Genomic DNA, 17612 nt, shown 5'->3' on the forward strand with positions numbered 1-17612 from the left:
CCGGCAGAAGCCTAGGCGGCGCCGAAGCGGACGGCAGACCTGGCGCGCGCCTTGGCGGCTTCCTCGTCCCGGTCCTTGGCCGGGGCGTGCGTCACCAGCGCATCGAGCAGGTGCTGGGTGGCATGGGCGATCTCGTGCACAGCGCGGTTGAACGCTTCCTCGTTCGCCTTGGATGGCTTGGTGCTGCCGCTGATTTTGCGCACGTACTGCAGCGCAGCGGCTTCCACCTCGGCCGACGTGGCGTGGGGCTCGAAATTATGCAGGGTCCGGATGTTGCGGCACATATTCCCATGCTAGGCTCTGGACCGCCTGGGATCGAGGCCCGCAGCCTGTTTCGGCGACGCATTGCCCGGAAGCTGCGCTGCCGCACGGAACGCGCAGCAGGGCATGGGGAGCGGTGCCCATCGACAGTGGTTTGGGCCGCGGGATAGTTTCTAGGTAATGGATCTTCCGGATGAGCCGGGGGCCGCTGGGGAGCCGATCGGATCGGGTCCGTTGACTGAAGGAGATAACTAATGGCTATTTGGGGTGCAGACATTGCCCAGCTCAAGGCGCTGGGAAGCAAGCTTCAGGCTGGTTCGTCCGAGATTGAGAAGGCGAAGTCGCAGCTGACGAAGGCTCTGGACAGCACTGACTGGAAGGGCCCGGACGCGGAGAAGTTCCGCAGCGAATGGTCGGGTTCCCACGTCACCAACCTGACCAAGGTGGCGCAGGCGCTGGAGCAGGCCGGCAAGCAGGCAACCAAGAACGCTGCCCAGCAGGAAGAGGCTTCCCGCTAGGAACGCCTCCCGCCAGGGACGGGTTCCGAGGAACTCCCATATGTACCGGATGCCCCGGACGCAACAATGCGTCCGGGGCATCCGGCTTTAACAGGTCTAATGGAACGCAGGGTGGTGGGCCGCTTAAGGGACGGGCTCGACGTCGTTCGCGTGGTCCAGCGGCGCCGGCACCGGCGCTGCGGCGTCGCCCGTGCCGCGAAGCTCATCGACGCGGACCAGAACCACCCCGCCCACAATCAGCACCCCGCCGAGCAGCTGGATGGCACCGGGCAATTCACCGAGCAGGAGCCATGCCCAGATAACGGCAAAGAGCACCTCGGTAAGCGACACAAACGACGCCACCTTCGAACCCAAAGCCCGGGCAGCCACAATGCCCGAAACGTAGGCGAGGACGGTGGCCAGGACAATCAGTCCGCCCAGCGAAATCCACCACGGCGTGACCCACGGTCCGAGCTTGGTGTCCGCCGTGCTGAACGCCATGGGCAGCAGGCCGGTGGCTGCGGCCAGCCACATCACCGCCGCGCCGACCAGCAGTCCGCCGGATGCCAGGACGATCGGCGGAAGGGTGTCATTTTCCTTGGCCGTGATGAAGAAGTAGATCGCCAGGCAGACCGCTGCGGCGATGCCCCACAGGACACTCACAAAATCAATCTTGACCGCACCCGTCAGGTCCAGAACCAGAACGAGCCCGCCCAGTGAAAGCAGCGTTCCGGCAATGGTGAGCGCCTTGGGACGCCGGCGGCTTGCTGCCCACAGCCAGAGGACGATGATCACCGGTGCCAGGTACTCGAGGAGCAGGGCAACGCCCACGGAAAGTCGTTCGACGGCGTTGAAGTAGAAGAGCTGGCAGGCCGCCACACCGATCAGTCCGAACAGCAGGATGGTCAGCCAGTTGTCCTTCAGCTGGTGCCAGCGGCCGCGCAAGGCCGGGACAGCGGGGATGGCGAGGATGATGGCAGCACCGGTCAGGCGGGCTGTCACTGCCGCACCCGGGGTCCAGCCGGTTTCGAGCAGTGACTTGGCAAACGATCCGGAGAGGCCGAAGACGGCCGAGGAAAACAGTGCCACGCCGAGCCCGGAGGCAAGGAACCCGCCGGGCCGGTGCGTTGCACCGGAGCGGGAAACGGCGCCCTGGACGGACGCTTCGGCGCGTTTGCTTACGGCAGGCACGGCTGCCTCCTGTCAGGAGTAAAGTAGGGTAATGGTCATGACATTACGCCGGGAACCTGTAAGGAGTCAAGATGGTTTTTGCCCCTGACACTGAAGTGGCGCTGCGCACCGTGGTGGCGCTGATCAACAGCGCGGCGAACAGTGAGGAGCATCTTGCCACAATCGAGGACCTGGACCGCTTCCTCCAGGCGGAAGGTTTCTCCGGCGCGAGGACCCGGGATGCGGCAGAGCTGGCCAGCGTCCACAAGCTGCGGAGCCAGCTCACCGGGCTTTGGACCATGGATGAGGACGCGGCCGTGGAAACGGTAAACCGCCTGCTCCGGGAAGCAAACGCGCTTCCGCAGCTGATCAAGCACGATGAATGGGACTGGCACCTGCACGCCACCACGCGGGAGGCGCCGCTTGCGGACAGGATGGGCACCGAGGCCGCGATGGCACTGGTGGATGTTATCCGCAGCAAGGAGATGGACCGGATGCTGGTGTGCGCCGCGGAGGATTGCGATGCCGTGGTGCTGGACCTCAGCCGGAACCGGTCCAAGCGGTATTGCGATACCGGGAACTGCGCCAACAGGGCGCATGTGGCGGCCTACCGCGCCCGGAAGGCCGCTTCATAGCGGGAGGCGCCTCAGCGGGAGGCGGATCCGGCGGGAGCGGACCTAGCGGGCGTCGCTGCCGGGCGAGGAATCCGTCGCACCGGGAGCCTGGACATCCGGCGCCTGGGGGCCGCCGGCCTGGGCGCCAGGCCGTGCGGAATAGCCGCCATGTCCGGCGGACTTCTTGGAACTCAGATTGACGCCGGAACCCTTGCCGAGGTGGTCGGCATTGTCTTTGTGGCTCATCGAAAGCATCGCGGCAATCACCAGCGTTACGATGAACGCAATGCCCGCTCCCGTGAACGCGAGGTCGAAACGGGGCGCCCGGGCACTACCGCCGGAGGCAAAAATCAGTACGGCGACGAAGGCAAGAACAGCCCAGAATGCCGAGAACATGAGGGGTCCCTTGACCGAGGTCCGCAGATTGCGCGGCTCTCCTGGTTTCTGGTGTGCCAAGGTGTTTCCTCCCGTGCAGCGCGGCCGGAGCCCCGCCGCTTAAGTCAAGCGTTTGTTCTACACGAAGTAGAACCGTTCGCTACTAGTTTACGGCCTCGCTGGAAACCGACCGCGCATCGTGCCGCAGGGTCAGTGCCGCCAGGATCCAGAGGACGCCGGAAATGATGGCTCCGCCACCGGCAACGCCGAGCAGGGCATGTGCTCCGAGGCCGATGAAGAACGGCAGGGCCACGGCAGTCCCCAGCCCGATCACCCCGGAGGCCAGCCAGTCACGGGCCAGGACGCTGCGGCCGCGGTACCGGAAGCCGAGGTAGAGTTCCGCCGCCCCCAGCACGCCCAGGCCAAGGGCCCCCAGGACACCGAAGACAAGTTCGCTGCCCAGGAATGCCACGGCCACACCGGCTCCGGTCAGGACGGCGCCGGCGGCTGCCATGACCTTGCCTGCCGGTTGCCCGCCCGCCAGACCGAACTTCCCGAGTCCGCGGAGCAGCGTCACGCCGACGGCCAGCAGGTAAAGCCCGGCCGCCCAACCCATTTCGGAGGCCGAGGGAGACGCCCAGAACACCGTCACCGCGCCGAAGGCGAGGGCAACGACAGCCCTGGTCAGCACCGGCTTCCACAGGTCCGCGGCGGGAGCCGTGAGGGAAGCGGGATCGGCAGGAGATGCGGGGAGGGTCACGGGTCCAGTTTAGTGCGCCGCGGAATCCACGCGAACCGGGGGAAGCCGGCCCTTGGCGGCGACCGGCTGGACCGTTCGGAGTCCCGCCTAGGGCGAACCGACAACCATCCACGTGTCCGTCCTGGCCCGCAGGCCCAGCGTCACCGCCCGGGCGGCCATATAGCCCACCGAAAAAGCCGCCCATAGCCACGCGAGTCCCGCGGCCCCATCGACGTCGGAGAGCCGGACGGCCGCCAGCAGCGGCAGGTATACCGCAAGGTTCACGACGCCGGCAATCGCCAGGTACTTGGCATCGCCGGCCCCGATCAGGACGCCGTCCAGCACAAATACATAGCCGGCCACAGGCTGCCCGGCGGCGAGCACCCACAGGGCGAGCATCAGCGCCGTCTGGACGCCGGCGTCGGACGTGAACAACGCACCGGCCCAAGGGGCCGCAACGGCAAGCAGCACTCCGGTGACCACGCCGAATCCCGTACCCCAGCGGATCATTGTCCGGGTCAGTTCGCGTACGACGGCGGGGTTCGCTGCCCCCAGTTCCTTGCCGATCAGGGCCTGGGCGGCGATCGCCAGGGCATCCAGTGCGAAGGCCAGGAAGGTGAAGATGGCCATGGCCAGCTGGTGGGCGGCCAGGTTGACGGGTCCCTGCGCCGTAACCACCAGCACTGTTGCGAGGATCGCAATGCGGAGGCTCAGTGTGCGCAGCATGAGCCAAGACCCCACTTTGGTCATGGCACGCACTCCCCGCCAGTCGGGCCGGAGCAGTACTCCGTGGTCGTGTGCATTGCGCCGCAGGATCACCAGGTACACCAGGGCCATGCCCCACTGGGCGATGCTGGTGCCCACGGCGGAACCGGTCACGGACCAGCCCAGGCCGTAGACCAACCCGAGGTTGAGGAGGATGTTCAGGGCGAATCCCGCCGTGGCCACGGCCAGCGGCGTGCGCGTGTCCTGGAGGCCCCGCAGCACGCCGGTTCCGGCAAAAATCAGCAGCATGGCCACGAGCCCGGGCATGGACCAGCGGAGGTAGTCGACCGCAAACTGGCGGACGTCGCCCGTGGCGCCCATCAGGTCGACAAGAAACTCGGCACCCGCGAACCCCGCCACAGCGATCAACAGGCCCAGGACGAGTGCCAGCCAGACGCCGTCCCGGCCGGCCGCGAGGGCCTTGGGAAGCTTGCCCTCGCCAATGGCCCTGGCAACCGCGGGCGTGGTGGAATACGCCAGGAACACCATCAGGCCCACGGCCGTATGAAGCACCGCCGATGCCAGTCCCACGCCGGCCAACTGGGACACGCCGAGGTGTCCGACGATCGCCGAGTCCGCCAGCAGGAACAGTGGTTCTGCGATGAGGGCACCGAACGCCGGGACGGCAAGGCGGAGGATTTCCCGGGCATTCCGGCCGGCGGGGACGGCCCGGGGGGCGGTACGTGATTCAGGCACGTGATTCAGCCTAGCCCGAGAGTCCCGTCACATGCCGACCTATTTAGTTGACTCTTCAAGTAATCATTGGCACAGTTGACTATTGAAGCTACAACAGCGCCCCCCGAAGGGCGTGCGGCCACATGTCCCCGATCCCCGAAACGGTAGAACTCCATGAACCAGTCCACCCTGACCACCACAGCACTCACCATCCTGCGCGTCATCGCGGGCTTCCTCTTCGCAGCCCACGGCTGGCAGAAATTCAACGAGTGGACCATCGCCGGCACCCAGGCTGCTTTCGCAAAAATGGGCGTTCCCGCCGCCGAACTGGCAGCCCCCGCCGTAGCCACCCTCGAGCTTGTTGGCGGCATCGCCCTGATCCTGGGCGTGCTCACCCGCGTTTTCGCGGCGCTCCTCGCTGTTGACATGCTCGGCGCCCTCTTCCTGGTCCACGCACCCGCCGGCGTTTTTGCCGCGACAGGCGGTTACGAGCTGGTGCTGCTGCTGGCAGCCGGAGCTCTGGCCATTGCCCTGACCGGCGCCGGCAAAGTGGCAGTGGACCGGGCACTGTTCGGCCGCAGCAACTCAAAGCTGAGCGTCCTCGCCTAAGCGAAATTCAACCCCCAGGCCCAGCGCCGAGCAAAAGCGGGCCGGTCACGCAAGTGGCCGGCCCGCCGTCGTTCATGGTCGGAACCCGATATATTCTAAACCGGGAATATTATCCGGAAACGCCCGTCAGTTCGTTCGGTATATGCGGAAGTTCAGCGGATTTGCTGACCTTGCCGGACGAAAGATCCACGGCATGGATGGCACTGCTAGCCGGTTCCGTCACATAGGCAGTGGAGCCCTGCACGAACAACGCGGGACGGGGATCCTGCCAGGTTTCAGATTCCTCCCACGCAGCAACCACCGGAATGGCTGCCGTGATGTTTCCGGTCAAAGGGTCGATGACGCGCAAGGCGCCGTCGGTCCCCAGGACAAGGGCCTCGCCGGAGGGCCCCCTGCCCAGCGACCGGAACGAGTAGCTCGCGCCGAGTTCCACGAGCTGGAGGGCGGCAGTCTCCGTGTTCACGAGTGAGATTCGCGTGGGCCGCTCAAGCACGGCATCCTTGTCGACCTTGTAGTCGCCCAAGATTACCGGGGACTTGGGGGATCCCGCCTGGTTTCCCATCCGGCCATAGTCGTCGGGACTGGACACTTTCGAGATCTTGCCGTCCCGGTAGATCAGCATCCCGTCTTCACAACCAACCACGACGGCGTCATGACCGGCCACCGCCTCGCCGTGCACGCCGGGGCAGTCCTCATTGCGCACCAGTTCCGCCCGATCCTGGCCGGTGCCGGCCGCCAGTACCGCAATCCCCCGCCTCGACTCGTCGTCGCCGAGCGTGACGAGCAATTTCCCTTCCGGCAAGGGCACGGCAACGCCGTGATGGGCTTCCGGCGTGGTGTAGACGTCACTTTCGGGAAGGACGCCCGGTTCTTTCGCCAGGCCGTCCGGCTCAAACATCTCCACCTTGCCCGACCCGTCACTGAAGAGCGCGGTCCTGCCGGAATGAAAGACCGCATGCCCGGACTTGTCGGCCCCGAAGGAAGCATCCGTGAGGACTGGCGGGGCAGCGTAGGAGTGCCCATGATCACCGTGCTTTTCGGTCCACACACCGGCATCAAACACCCTGAATGCGTCCCCCGTCGATACCAGGACGTGCCGGCCGTCTCCGGCCGGGTTCAGCCGGTTGAAGCCGGCCCTGCCCGCCTCCCCCACCACCTCCAGCGAGCCGGCGTCGAGCACGGTTATGCCTTCGGCATGGGTCAGCACCAGCCGGGGTGCGGGACCTTGGACCTCCCGGCTCGCAGGGGACGACCCGGCGGGCTGACCGCCGGAGTCCGCGCCTGCTCCCGGGAGCTGCTCCCCCGCATCCAGGCCGGGATCGGCGGCGCAGCCAGCCAACAGCAGCGCGGCTACGGCGATTGCGGCCGCTGCGGACAACTTCGGCGGACCCAGCCACGGACGCTGCCGCGAATCGGCCCGTGCGCCGGGCGTCCCGGACGGAGACGGGAAGCGGGATGTGTGGAGGAGGCGGACAACGCCAGATGGGATCTTCATGTCGTAAATGATAGTGATTCTCATTAGCTTAGCAAAGCGGGATGACTCACTTGGCAACGGCGTCTAACTTATTTGTGACATCGCATAACAAAAACTCACAGAAACGAAACAAAAATCCTTGACCTTTGAAACGATCCACTGATAAACCTGTTCCGATACCTCGGGGCAGTACACGTTTTCTCGGCAGGCAGCTTCAGCACCGCTGGAGCTGCAGCCGGAGAAGATGCAGCCGGTGGGGCCGCCCTGGCGCGCGCCACGTACTGCGCGGATGAAGCATCAGGCATCCATTCCTGGCCTCATCCACCGGGGGTAGCACCCGCCCCAGGGATCCCTGTCCGACCTCACTTTCCACCCCGTTCCGCATCCAGGCATTGAAACGATACAAAGTCCAACACTGTGGTTGGCATTTTCCACAGGCCATCAAAGGAGATGTTCGTGAGCTATCCCCCGCATCAAAGCATCCGGCAGGACGGCCGCTCCGGCCTCCCGCCGGAAGGACGGTCCGCACCCCGTAACGGGACCGACGACGGGAACGGCCGCGTCGCCCGCGGAGCCGGCAAAGGCCGTTTCTCCGGAGCGCGGTTCGCGGGCGCCAAGACCGTCACAGCCGCCATGGCGGCCGCGGCCGTAGCTTTCACGGGCCTCCCCGCGGTCCACGCGGAAACGCCGCTGCCGCCCGCCGGTTCAGGTTTCCGCTTCGACTTCGGACCGGGGGCCACCGCTGACGGCTACACCCGGGTGGACGCCGGTCAGGCGTACAGCGCCGCATCGACGTTCGGTTTCACGGACACCACCCTGACGTCCGGTGAAGACCGCGGCACCCCCGACCCGCTGCGGTCCGACTTTGTCCAAGCCCAGGGCGGAAGCTTCCTGGTGGACCTCCCCAACGGCGATTACACCGTCAAACTCATTGCCGGCGACGCCGCAGCCGCCACAAACATCGCCATCACGGCCGAGAAGATGGCCAAGGTCCAGCTCACGGACAAGCCGGCGGGCCAGTATCTTGAAATGGAATTTCCCGTCTCGCTTGTGGACGGGCAGCTGAACCTCGATTTCAGCGGCAGCGCGGCCAAAATCAACTCACTCGTCATCGCTGCCCGTGCACCGCGGACCGCCACTGCGGATCCTGCCGTCTACCTCGCGGGCGACTCCACTGTGCAGACCTACGACGCCGGCTACATCCCGCAGGCCGGCTGGGGCCAGATGATCAACCGCTACTTCGATGACAAGGTTTCCTTTTTCAACCACGCGATCGGCGGACGCAGCTCCAAGAACTTCATCAGCCAGGGCCGGCTGGATGAAATCCTGCGCGTCATCAACCCCGGCGACTACCTGATGGTGCAGTTCGGCCACAACGATGCCACGGTGGGTGTTGATGACCGGTACGCGTCCCCTGCGGACTATAAGGAGTACCTGCGCACCTACGTCAACGGAACCCGCCAGCGGGGAGCCACACCGGTCCTGGTCACACCGGTGGGACGGCGTGACTTCGACGAGGCCACCGGTAAATTCAACGTCAGCTTCCCCGAGTACGTGGCCAAGATGAAGGAACTGGCCGCCGAAGAGAACGTGGCACTGGTGGATCTGTCCGCCCTGAGCCGCGCCTATTTCGATGAAATCGGCCCGGAGGACACCAAGTCGGTCTTCCTCCACGTGGATGCCGGCGTGTACCCCAACCGACCGAACGGAACCGTGGATAACACCCACTTCCAGGAGTACGGCGCCATCCAGATGGCACGCCTGCTGGCGGGCGGTGTCAAGCAGCTCAGCATCCCGCTGGCCCCACGCGCCAAGGAGGTCATCCCGCCGTCGGCCGTTCCCGCCAAGCCCCTGGGCCTGGTGGCCGGCAGCATCTCCAATGCCGGCGCGCTGCTCAAATGGCAGCCTACCGACGGCGCGGACATCTACAAGGTGTACCGGAAGCTGGCCTCCGAACCGGACAGCGCCTTCACGCTGGCCACCACGGCAACCGTCCCGACCGCAAACCTCGCGGGCCTGGCTGAAGGAACCGCCTACAGCGTGCGGATCGCTGCTATGAACGGAAAGGGCCTGTCCGAGCCCAGCGATGCCCTGGGCCTCACCACCAAAGAGGCCAGGTACAAGTTCGATTTCGGCCCCGTGGGCGCCCCCGTGGAGGCCGGTTACACCGAAGTCAACCGCACCATGGCGTACAGCAAGGATCGCGGCTTCGGCTTCAAGGATCTCTCGGTCCTCAGTGACCGGGACCGCGGTGACGTCACCACCAACCTGCTCCGCGACTTCGTGCTCAGCGGCTCCAGCTTCGAATTCCAGCTGGACGTGCCCAACGGAACCTACGCACTGAAGACCTATCACAGCGACTGGATCGGCTCGACCCGCACGGACGTGGCGGTGGAAGGCAAGGGCTACGGGCAGGTCTCATCCGGCAAGGCCTCCTCTGCGGAGAAAATCGTGAGCCAGGTCCTGGTGACCGATGGCCAGCTCAATGTCACCATCAGCGGTTCCGGCCAGCGGCTCAACGGCCTGGAAGTCACTCCCCTCCTGGTGGGCCCCACCAACCTGCGGACCACCGCCGTGGATGCCGCAGCTGATCCGGCGGCAGTGGAACTCGCCTGGGACGCCGTTGCCGACGCCGCCAGCTACAAGGTCTTCCGGCAGGCAAATTTCGAGGCGCAGCCTCAGCTTGTTGCCGAACATGTCACGGAAACGGCCTTCAAGGACACCACGGCGTTCGCAGGACTTCCCTACAAGTACCACGTCATCGCCGTGGACAACACCGGCCTCGAGTCAGTGCCGTCAAACACCGTGGAGGTGTCCCTGACGGACCCGAACACGCCACGTCCCGCGGCCCCGTCCAAGGTGGACATCAAGGGCATTGAGAAGAGCAGTGTCAGCCTCAAGTGGCAGAAGGTCAGCGGGGCAGCGGCTTACCATGTGTACCGTTCAACGTCGGCAGACGGCACCTTCGCCTACGCCGGACGCGCCATCGAGGTGACCTTCACGGACACCACGGTGCTGACCACCATCAAGTACTACTACCGCGTCACGGCCGTAAACAAGGGCGGCGAGTCGGCACCTTCACCGGTGATCGGCACGGACAGGGTCACAGTGGTGAACCGGCAGGCGGAGACGCTGGACCGCGCCCCCGTGGCCCTGCTGACGGAAGAAGGCGTCCGTGTCGGCTGGCGGATGCTGGGACTGGATCCCGAGCAGATCGGCTTCCATGTCATCCGCGACGGCGTCCAGCTCACTGTGGATCCGGTCCGGAACAGCACCTCCTACCTTGACGCCGGCGGAACGGCCTCGTCCAGATACGTGATCAAGGCTGTGGGCGCCGGCGCAGACCAGCTGACGGCCGAGTTCACGCCAATGTCCCGGAACTACCTGGCCATCAGGCTGGACAAGCCCGCGGACGACTACACCAAGGACGGGCAGCCCTACAGCTACTCTGCCGGAGATGCCAGCGTGGCCGACGTCGACGGCGACGGCGCCTACGAAGTCATCCAGATGTGGTCCCCCTCCAATTCCAAGGACAACTCGCAGGCCGGCTACACCGGTACGGTGTACGTTGACGCCTACAAGATGGACGGCACCAAGCTCTGGCGCATCAACATGGGCCCGAACATCCGTGCCGGCGCCCACTACACCCAGTTGCTCGCCTACGACTTCGACGGCGACGGCAAGGCCGAAATCGCCATGAAGACGGCGGACGGCACCCGCGACGCGGCCGGAACGGTGATCGGCAACCCGAACGCCGACTACCGGACCAGCAGCGGCTACGTCCTCACCGGCGACGAGTTCCTCACCGTTTTCCACGGACAGACCGGCACCATCATGGACACCGTGAAGTACGACCCTCCGCGCGGCGACGTGGCGGCGTGGGGCGACGGCTACGGCAACCGCGTGGACCGCTTCCTCGCGGCAGTGGCATACCTGGACGGCGAACACCCGTCCATGATGTTCAGCCGCGGCTACTACACGCGCGCGGTGCTGGCGACGTACGACCTCGTGGCGGGCAAGATCATCAAGCGCTGGATCTTCGACTCGGACGTATCCGGCACGCAGTACCGCGGGCAGGGCAACCACAACCTTTCCGTGGCGGACGTGGATGCGGACGGCAAGGACGAGTTCGTTTTCGGCTCCATGACCATCGATGACAACGGCCAGCCGCTCTACACCACGGGCCTGGGCCACGGCGACGCGATCCACACCAGCGACCTCGATCCGTCGCGGCCCGGGCTGGAGACGTTCGCGGTGCACGAGGACATGGGTTCCAGCGGGAACCGCGGCGCGACATTCCGGGATTCCCGGACCGGTGAAGTCTTGTGGAGCATCCCGGCGTTGAAGGACACCGGCCGCGGCGCAGCCGGCGACATCGACCCCCGCTATGCGGGAGCCGAAGGATGGGCCATCGGCGGCACCGCGGCATGGAACTCGCCCGTGGGCCAGCTGATGTCAGCCAAGGGTGAGCTGATCGCTGAGAAGATTCCCGCCGCCAACTTCCTGGCATGGTGGGACGGCGACCTGCTGCGCGAGATAGTGGATCACGATTTCGACGACGCCACGTACAGCGGGGTGCCCACCATCAGCAAGTGGAACTGGAATACCGCCTCCAGTGACAAGCTGCTGACGGCCACTGGCGCCAAATCCAACAACGGCACCAAGGGCAATCCGGCCATCCAGGCGGACCTCCTGGGTGACTGGCGTGAGGAAATCGCCTGGCCGTCGTCGGACAGCTCGGAACTGCGGATCTACACCACCGCGGCCTCCACTGACGTCCGCCTGCGGACCCTGATGCACGATCCCGTGTACCGCCTCTCCGTGGCACGGGAGAACGTCTCCTACAACCAGCCCCCGCACCCGGGCTTCTTCATCGGTGCGGGAATGGAGATGCCGTCCCAGCCGGACATCGCCTATACCGGAGCCCGCTAAGGAATCCATCCCCTGAACAGACGCCGTCCCACCCGCATGTGGCGGGTGGGACGGCGTTTGTGTCAGACCGACCCGCCGGTATGCCGGGTGATCAGTAAACTCTCAGCATGAGCGAGACTGCCGCCAATTCAGTGACCCTCCGCTTCCTTGCCGCCCCCATGGACGTCGGCCACAGCGGCTCCGTCGACGCCGGCACGGTTCTTGAATGGGTGGACAAGGCGGCCTATGCCGCAGCAGTCGGCTGGGCCAAGTCCTACTGCGTCACGGCCTACGTGGGCAACATCCACTTTGCCGATCCGGTCAACAGCGGAGACATGGTGGAAGTCACCGCCACCATCGTCTACACCGGGCGGTCCTCCATGCACATCCGCACGGTGGTGTCCTCCGGCGATCCCAAAGGCGGACCGGCCACCATGCGCAGCCAGTGCATGGTGATTTTTGTGGCCGTAGGCCCGGACGGCAAGCCCGTGCCCGTGCCGCAGTTCGAGGCTTCCAGCCCGGATGAGATCGAGCAGCGGGACCACGCCCTGGCCCGCATCAAGGTGCGCGAGGACATCGTCAAGGCGATGAACGCACAGGAATATACGGACGCCGGCACCGCCGAACGCGTGGTCCTCCGCTTCATGGCAGCCCCCACCGACGTGAACTGGGGCGGCAAGGTGCACGGCGGCATCGTCATGAAATGGATCGACGAGGCCGCCTATGTCTGTGCGTCCCGGTACTGCGGCAGGGACACCGTCGCGGTGTTTTCGGGCGGGGTGCGTTTCTACCGGCCGTTGCTGATCGGCCACGTGGTGGAGGTGGAGGCGCGGCTCGTGTACACCGGCACCAAGGGGATGCATATTGCTGTCCACGTCCGATCCGGAGATCCCAAGGGCCGGGAGATGAACCTGACCACCTACTGCCTGACCGTCATGGTGGCCAGGGACGCAGCAGGAAACTCGGTGCCCATTCCGCCGTGGGTTCCGGTCTCCGAAGAGGACAAGCGCCTCCATGCCCACGCCCGCGAACTTCTGGAGATCCGGGGCCGGGCGCCGGGGAACCGGCTCCCCAACCACCTTCTCACCGCAGGCGGAGTCCAGCAGACCCCGTAGGCCGGTGGCCAGCGGCCGCTAGAAGCCGCCGCCTCCGGCGTCGGCCGCCATGTTGGCGAACCGCGAGTAGTGGCCCTGGAAGGCCACCACGATGTCCTTGGTGGGGCCGTTACGGTGCTTGGCGATCAGGATGTCCGCCTCACCGGCGCGCGGCGATTCCTTGTCGTAGACGTCCTCGCGGTGAAGCAGGATGACCATGTCGGCGTCCTGCTCGATGGAGCCCGATTCACGGAGGTCAGAGACCATCGGCCGCTTGTCCTGGCGCTGTTCAGAGCCACGGTTCAACTGCGACAGGGCAATCACGGGCACCTGGAGTTCCTTGGCCAGCAACTTCAGCGCACGGGAGAACTCGGAGACTTCCTGCTGGCGGGACTCCACTTTCTTGCCGGAGCTCATGAGCTGCAAGTAGTCAAGGATGACCAGTTTGAGGTCGTGCTGCTGCTTGAGCCGGCGGCATTTCGCCCGGATCTCCATCAGCGACATGTTGGGGCTGTCGTCGATGAATAGCGGGGCGTCGTTCATCCGGCCCATGGTGGTGGCGATCTTGGACCATTGCTCGTCCTTGATGGTGCCCTTGCGGAGATCCTGGAGGCCAATGGTGGCCTCCGCGGAGAGGAGGCGCATGGCAATTTCGTTCCGGCCCATTTCCAGCGAGAACATCACCGTGGCCAGGTTGTTCTTGATCGCAGCGGACCGGGCAAAGTCCAGTGCGAACGTGGACTTACCGACTGCCGGGCGGGCCGCGATAACGATCATCTGGCCCGGGTGCAGGCCGTGGGTCAGCTCATCCAGTTCGTAGAAGCCCGTGGGGACGCCCACCATTCCCTCGCCGCGGTGGCCGGAGGCCTCGATCTCGTCCACCGTGGATTCCATGACGTCCTTGAGGACCACATAGTCCTCGGCAGTGCGCCGCTCGGCCACGGCGTATACCTCGGCCTGCGCCTGGTTGACGAGGTCCTCCACTTCGCCGTCCGAGCCGTAGCCAAGCTGGACGATCTTGGTTCCGGCATTGACCAGCCGGCGCAGGACGGCACGCTCCGCAACGATTTCCGCATAGTACCCGGCGTTGGCTGCCGTGGGGACGGTCTGGATGAGTTCGTGCAGGTAGGCGGGTCCGCCGATCCTGTTGATCTCGCCGCGCTTGGTGAGCTCGTCTGACACCGTCACGGCATCGGCGGGCTCGCCGCGGCCGTAGAGGTCAATTACAGCCTCATAGATGGTCTCGTGGGCGGGACGGTAGAAGTCCTGGCCTCGCAGGATCTCCACGACATCGGCAATGGCGTCCTTGGACAGCATCATGCCGCCCAGGACGGATTGCTCGGCGGGAATGTCCTGCGGCGGCTTGCGGCTGCCTTCGGAACTCCGGGTGCCCTCGATTGAGTCCAGGTGCGTAACTGACAAAGCTGCCGTCCTCCGTTGTGTACCGCGGCGGGTTCCTCTTGCCGTCGGTGCTGTAGCTATCTGTCATCGGGTGGCCTGCGCAGCGGAACCCCGCTGCCTGGCAGGTCCAGTACTACCAGCCGGCACTGACAGCCCTTCCAAGGGCCGGGCCGGCACCGGCTGTTCCGGCGGTAAATCCAGTTATCCCCAGTTTGCGGAGGTTATCCACAATCGAGCATCCGGGCCCGCCGTCTGCTGTACGCCGAAGGCTTCGGCCGGGCGGTGGAAATCACGTACTTATGCCCCAAGAACAGGTATCCCGCTACGTTAGTACCCCTTGTCCCGGCCACCAAGCCCACATACATGCACAGCTGTGGATAAGTTGTGGACTACGTGCCCCTGCTTGTGCACAGCCTGTGTGGCAACCTGTGGAAACAAAAAAAGTTTGGCGACCGGCAGGCCTCTGACCTGCGGAAACGTGCTAAATGACTTGTGGATGAAAGATATTTTTGGGGAACATTCATCCACAGCTTTCAGGTTCCCACTGGGGATACCGGCCAGTAACCCGGCGCGTCAGGAGCCAAACATGCCCATTCTGTGATGTACGCCACGATCGTGGGTTCGAATTGACGCCTGCACCGCGGGGCTGTATGCGCCCGTCAGAATATGCTGTGGATAACGGCGAACTGGCATAAGCTCTTGGTATGGGCGATGTGTTGATAGTTATCCTGCCTGCCCTCATCCTTGTGGCAGTGATCTGGGCGGTTTCCACGGCACTCAAACCGCGGGACTCCGGCATCTCCGACGCAGAGCGATACCAGCTGGAACTGGCCCTCCGGTCCCAGGCGCACTACGCCTCACAGGTGAAGGCCGCCACGGCGGCGAGGGCGCGCGTCGATGCAGCCACCCGTCCCAGCCAAAACGAGCAGCAGCAATCACAGCAGGCCGACCATGCGCGGGCGGCCTTGCGCGCCCAGGCCGGGTCAGGCCCGGGCGTGGGAATGCACGGCTACCAGGGTCCAGTGCTCCCCGGCGGCCAATTGAACCCGCAGTTCGCCCTGCAGCTTCAGTCCATGGCCCGCAATGGCCGGAAACTCCAAGCCATCAAAATGCTGCGGCAGGCAACGCATTCAGATCTTTTGACCGCCAAGAATTACATAGATCGGCTGTAGCAATGGAATCGCTAGTCATCCCCGTCCTGATCCTGCTGCTTGCGGGTGCCGCCGTCCTGCTGGCGGCACGCGCCTGGGGACGGCGAACCGCCGGCTCCGGGGTTTCCGCCGCCGGCGCAGGCGGGGCGAAGGCGGGCAGCGCCAGGGTGTCCACGACCGCGGCAGGCAGCACCTCTGCTCCCGGAGATCCGGTGGAACGCGCCCGTGCCGCGGCAGCCAAGCTCACCGAGGACCAGCACCGGCGCCTTTACGCCCTGATCGCCCAGGGCCAGGCCATGGCGGCCATCAAGTTGTACTACGAAGCCTCTGGCGAGGGCCTGCGGGCCTCCCGCGACGCCGTCGGCGCCCTGGCCGCCCATCCGCAGCCGTTCCGTTCAGCGGCTCCTGAGGCGCCGGAGCCCGACGACGACGACACCCCCCGGCGCTTCCCCTACCGCTACCGGGCCATCGCCAGCAAGGGCGATGTGACCCGCGAGGTCAGCAGCAACATGCTGAATGACGAAATCTATGGCCGGATCCGTACCCTGGCCCGGAGTGGCGACACCGAAGCGGCAGCAACGGCACTGACGCGGCACTCAGACATTTCCATGAAACAGGCCCGGGAGTTCATCGCCCTGCTCGACGATTGAGCCACCGGGACACCGGTACTGGCAGTCCCCGGAGATCAGGCCTCAGAAGTCAAAGAGCTCGCCGAGCCAGCCTTCCTTCTTTTTGGGACGCCGGTGGTCGTCATAGCGGCGGTCGTCGTACCGGGGCTGGTCAGACCGGGGCCGTTCCCGGCGGTCGTCGTAGCGTCGCTCGTCCGGCCGACGGTTATCCCTGCGCGGGTCCAGGTTGCCGTACAGCGGCGGCGGAATAAATCCGGGAGCAGGAGGGGCAGCCGGCGGAGCCGCGGGACCCGGACCTGCCATCTCAGCGGCGCGGTCTATGATCTTGTCCAGTTCACCGCGGTCAAGCCACACACCCCGGCACTGCGGGCAGTAGTCGATCTCCACGCCGCTGCGCTCACTCATTACCAGGTCTATAGAATCCACAGGACATTTCATGTCCCGCTCAACGACTGGAACCTTCGAATAGTTCGGCCGGCGCCGGAGTGGTTGCCGGGGGCCTGGCCCGGGCAGCCTAGCGGCTGCCGGAGATCCCGGCCAGGAGTTGTTCAAAAGGCAGTGACTCGGCGGCCTGCGGCGTCCGCCGCGGCTGCGCGTCCTTGACCAGTCCGGCGAATTCATCCGCGGCCCGGTCGATGCGCACCGAAAGGGGCGAGCCGCCGTCGTCCGCGCTGCCCCAGTCCTGGGGGCCGGCGAAGACGCCGGTGGCGGCCGTGCGGGTCCGCAGGTAGCTGAAGAGCGGGCGCATCGCATAGTCCAGGACCATCTGGTGGCGGTCCGTGCCCCCGGTTGCGCCAAGGAGGACGGCCTTGCCCTCGAGCGACTTCGGATCCAGGACGTCGAAGAAGGACTTGAAGAGGCCGCTGTAGGAGGCGCTGAAGACCGGGGTGACGGCAATAATGCCATCCGAGTCCGCCACACCGGCAATCACGTCGGCCAGCCGGGGCGCCGCGTAGCCGGTCACGAAATTGTTGGCAATGTCCACGGCGAGATCGCGGAGTTCCACCACGTCCACGGTCACTGAAAAGCCGGCAGCAGCCAGCCGGCGTTCGACTGAGGCAGCCAGTTGATCGGCCAGCAGCCTGCTCGACGACGGTACGCCGAGTCCGGCGGAGAGGACGGTGATGCGGCGGGTTTCCACGGTGTGCTCCTGAAGGTCAGCGGTTCTATTAGAGTATATGCGTTTGCATCTATCCACTAAACCAGCCGGTCCTCGGGTTTATTCCGCGGCACCGCACCCCCGCCGA

Annotated in this window: 16 protein-coding genes; 7 read left to right on the forward strand and 9 right to left on the reverse strand. The window is 65.4% G+C overall.

What is annotated here, in order from left to right; translation table 11 throughout:
- Window positions 1-11 precede the first annotated feature (11 nt).
- Window positions 12-284, reverse strand: coding sequence for a DUF2277 domain-containing protein (locus tag Q8Z05_RS07590; protein ID WP_305942866.1), 273 nt, complete (start codon window positions 282-284; stop codon window positions 12-14).
- A 231-nt stretch (window positions 285-515) separates the two neighbouring features.
- Here Q8Z05_RS07590 and Q8Z05_RS07595 point away from each other — a divergent pair, with 231 nt between their 5' ends.
- Entirely contained in the window at window positions 516-779 is a 264-nt protein-coding gene (locus Q8Z05_RS07595) for a hypothetical protein (RefSeq protein ID WP_305942867.1), read from the forward strand.
- Between the two features lie 123 nt (window positions 780-902).
- On the opposite strand, the gene Q8Z05_RS07600 is transcribed toward Q8Z05_RS07595, so the two are convergent.
- The gene (locus tag Q8Z05_RS07600) at window positions 903-1847 is read right to left on the reverse strand and encodes an EamA family transporter (protein WP_305943505.1); all 945 of its coding nucleotides are present in this window, start codon (window positions 1845-1847) and stop codon (window positions 903-905) included.
- Between the two features lie 173 nt (window positions 1848-2020).
- On the opposite strand from Q8Z05_RS07600, the gene Q8Z05_RS07605 reads away from it, so the two are divergent.
- Window positions 2021-2563: a CGNR zinc finger domain-containing protein gene (locus tag Q8Z05_RS07605; protein ID WP_305942868.1), complete on the forward strand. Its 543-nt coding sequence runs from the start codon at window positions 2021-2023 to the stop codon at window positions 2561-2563.
- Window positions 2564-2605: 42 nt separating this feature from the next.
- On the opposite strand, the gene Q8Z05_RS07610 is transcribed toward Q8Z05_RS07605, so the two are convergent.
- The 3 genes from Q8Z05_RS07610 to Q8Z05_RS07620 form a co-directional block, all read right to left on the reverse strand.
- Window positions 2606-2998 carry a hypothetical protein gene (locus Q8Z05_RS07610; RefSeq protein WP_305942869.1) on the reverse strand — a complete coding sequence of 131 codons (393 nt, stop codon included), beginning with the start codon at window positions 2996-2998 and terminating at the stop codon, window positions 2606-2608.
- Window positions 2999-3080: 82 nt separating this feature from the next.
- A complete protein-coding gene (locus Q8Z05_RS07615) occupies window positions 3081-3677 on the reverse strand; it encodes a hypothetical protein (RefSeq protein ID WP_305942870.1) in 597 nt (198 codons plus the stop codon).
- Window positions 3678-3764: 87 nt separating this feature from the next.
- Window positions 3765-5117: an MATE family efflux transporter gene (locus tag Q8Z05_RS07620; RefSeq protein ID WP_305942871.1), complete on the reverse strand. Its 1353-nt coding sequence runs from the start codon at window positions 5115-5117 to the stop codon at window positions 3765-3767.
- A 153-nt stretch (window positions 5118-5270) separates the two neighbouring features.
- On the opposite strand from Q8Z05_RS07620, the gene Q8Z05_RS07625 reads away from it, so the two are divergent.
- Window positions 5271-5705: a DoxX family protein gene (locus Q8Z05_RS07625; protein ID WP_305942872.1), complete on the forward strand. Its 435-nt coding sequence runs from the start codon at window positions 5271-5273 to the stop codon at window positions 5703-5705.
- A 109-nt stretch (window positions 5706-5814) separates the two neighbouring features.
- On the opposite strand, the gene aztD is transcribed toward Q8Z05_RS07625, so the two are convergent.
- Window positions 5815-7200, reverse strand: a complete 1386-nt coding sequence (gene aztD, locus Q8Z05_RS07630; RefSeq protein WP_305942873.1) for a zinc metallochaperone AztD — start codon at window positions 7198-7200, stop codon at window positions 5815-5817.
- Between the two features lie 612 nt (window positions 7201-7812).
- Between aztD and Q8Z05_RS07635 the strand changes: the two genes are divergently transcribed.
- Both Q8Z05_RS07635 and Q8Z05_RS07640 read left to right on the forward strand, forming a co-directional pair.
- Window positions 7813-12111, forward strand: coding sequence for a rhamnogalacturonan lyase family protein (locus tag Q8Z05_RS07635; RefSeq protein ID WP_442781330.1), 4299 nt, complete (start codon window positions 7813-7815; stop codon window positions 12109-12111).
- A gap of 107 nt (window positions 12112-12218) precedes the next feature.
- Entirely contained in the window at window positions 12219-13205 is a 987-nt protein-coding gene (locus tag Q8Z05_RS07640; RefSeq protein ID WP_305942875.1) for an acyl-CoA thioesterase, read from the forward strand.
- 18 nt (window positions 13206-13223) lie between these two features.
- Here Q8Z05_RS07640 and dnaB read toward each other — a convergent pair whose 3' ends face one another.
- Window positions 13224-14606, reverse strand: a complete 1383-nt coding sequence (gene dnaB / locus Q8Z05_RS07645; RefSeq protein ID WP_043479700.1) for a replicative DNA helicase — start codon at window positions 14604-14606, stop codon at window positions 13224-13226.
- 683 nt (window positions 14607-15289) lie between these two features.
- Here dnaB and Q8Z05_RS07650 point away from each other — a divergent pair.
- Both Q8Z05_RS07650 and Q8Z05_RS07655 read left to right on the forward strand, forming a co-directional pair.
- Window positions 15290-15757, forward strand: coding sequence for a hypothetical protein (locus Q8Z05_RS07650; RefSeq protein WP_305942876.1), 468 nt, complete (start codon window positions 15290-15292; stop codon window positions 15755-15757).
- A 2-nt stretch (window positions 15758-15759) separates the two neighbouring features.
- Window positions 15760-16386 (forward strand): hypothetical protein, encoded by a 627-nt coding sequence (locus Q8Z05_RS07655; RefSeq protein ID WP_305942877.1) that lies wholly within the window; start codon window positions 15760-15762, stop codon window positions 16384-16386.
- A gap of 42 nt (window positions 16387-16428) precedes the next feature.
- On the opposite strand, the gene Q8Z05_RS07660 is transcribed toward Q8Z05_RS07655, so the two are convergent.
- Both Q8Z05_RS07660 and Q8Z05_RS07665 read right to left on the reverse strand, forming a co-directional pair.
- A complete protein-coding gene (locus Q8Z05_RS07660; RefSeq protein WP_305942878.1) occupies window positions 16429-16803 on the reverse strand; it encodes a TFIIB-type zinc ribbon-containing protein in 375 nt (124 codons plus the stop codon).
- Between the two features lie 76 nt (window positions 16804-16879).
- Window positions 16880-17506: an FMN reductase gene (locus tag Q8Z05_RS07665; RefSeq protein WP_305942879.1), complete on the reverse strand. Its 627-nt coding sequence runs from the start codon at window positions 17504-17506 to the stop codon at window positions 16880-16882.
- Between the last annotated feature and the right edge of the window lie 106 nt (window positions 17507-17612).

The organism is Arthrobacter oryzae, from assembly GCF_030718995.1.
GTDB classification, from domain to species: Bacteria; Actinomycetota; Actinomycetes; order Actinomycetales; family Micrococcaceae; genus Arthrobacter; species Arthrobacter oryzae_C.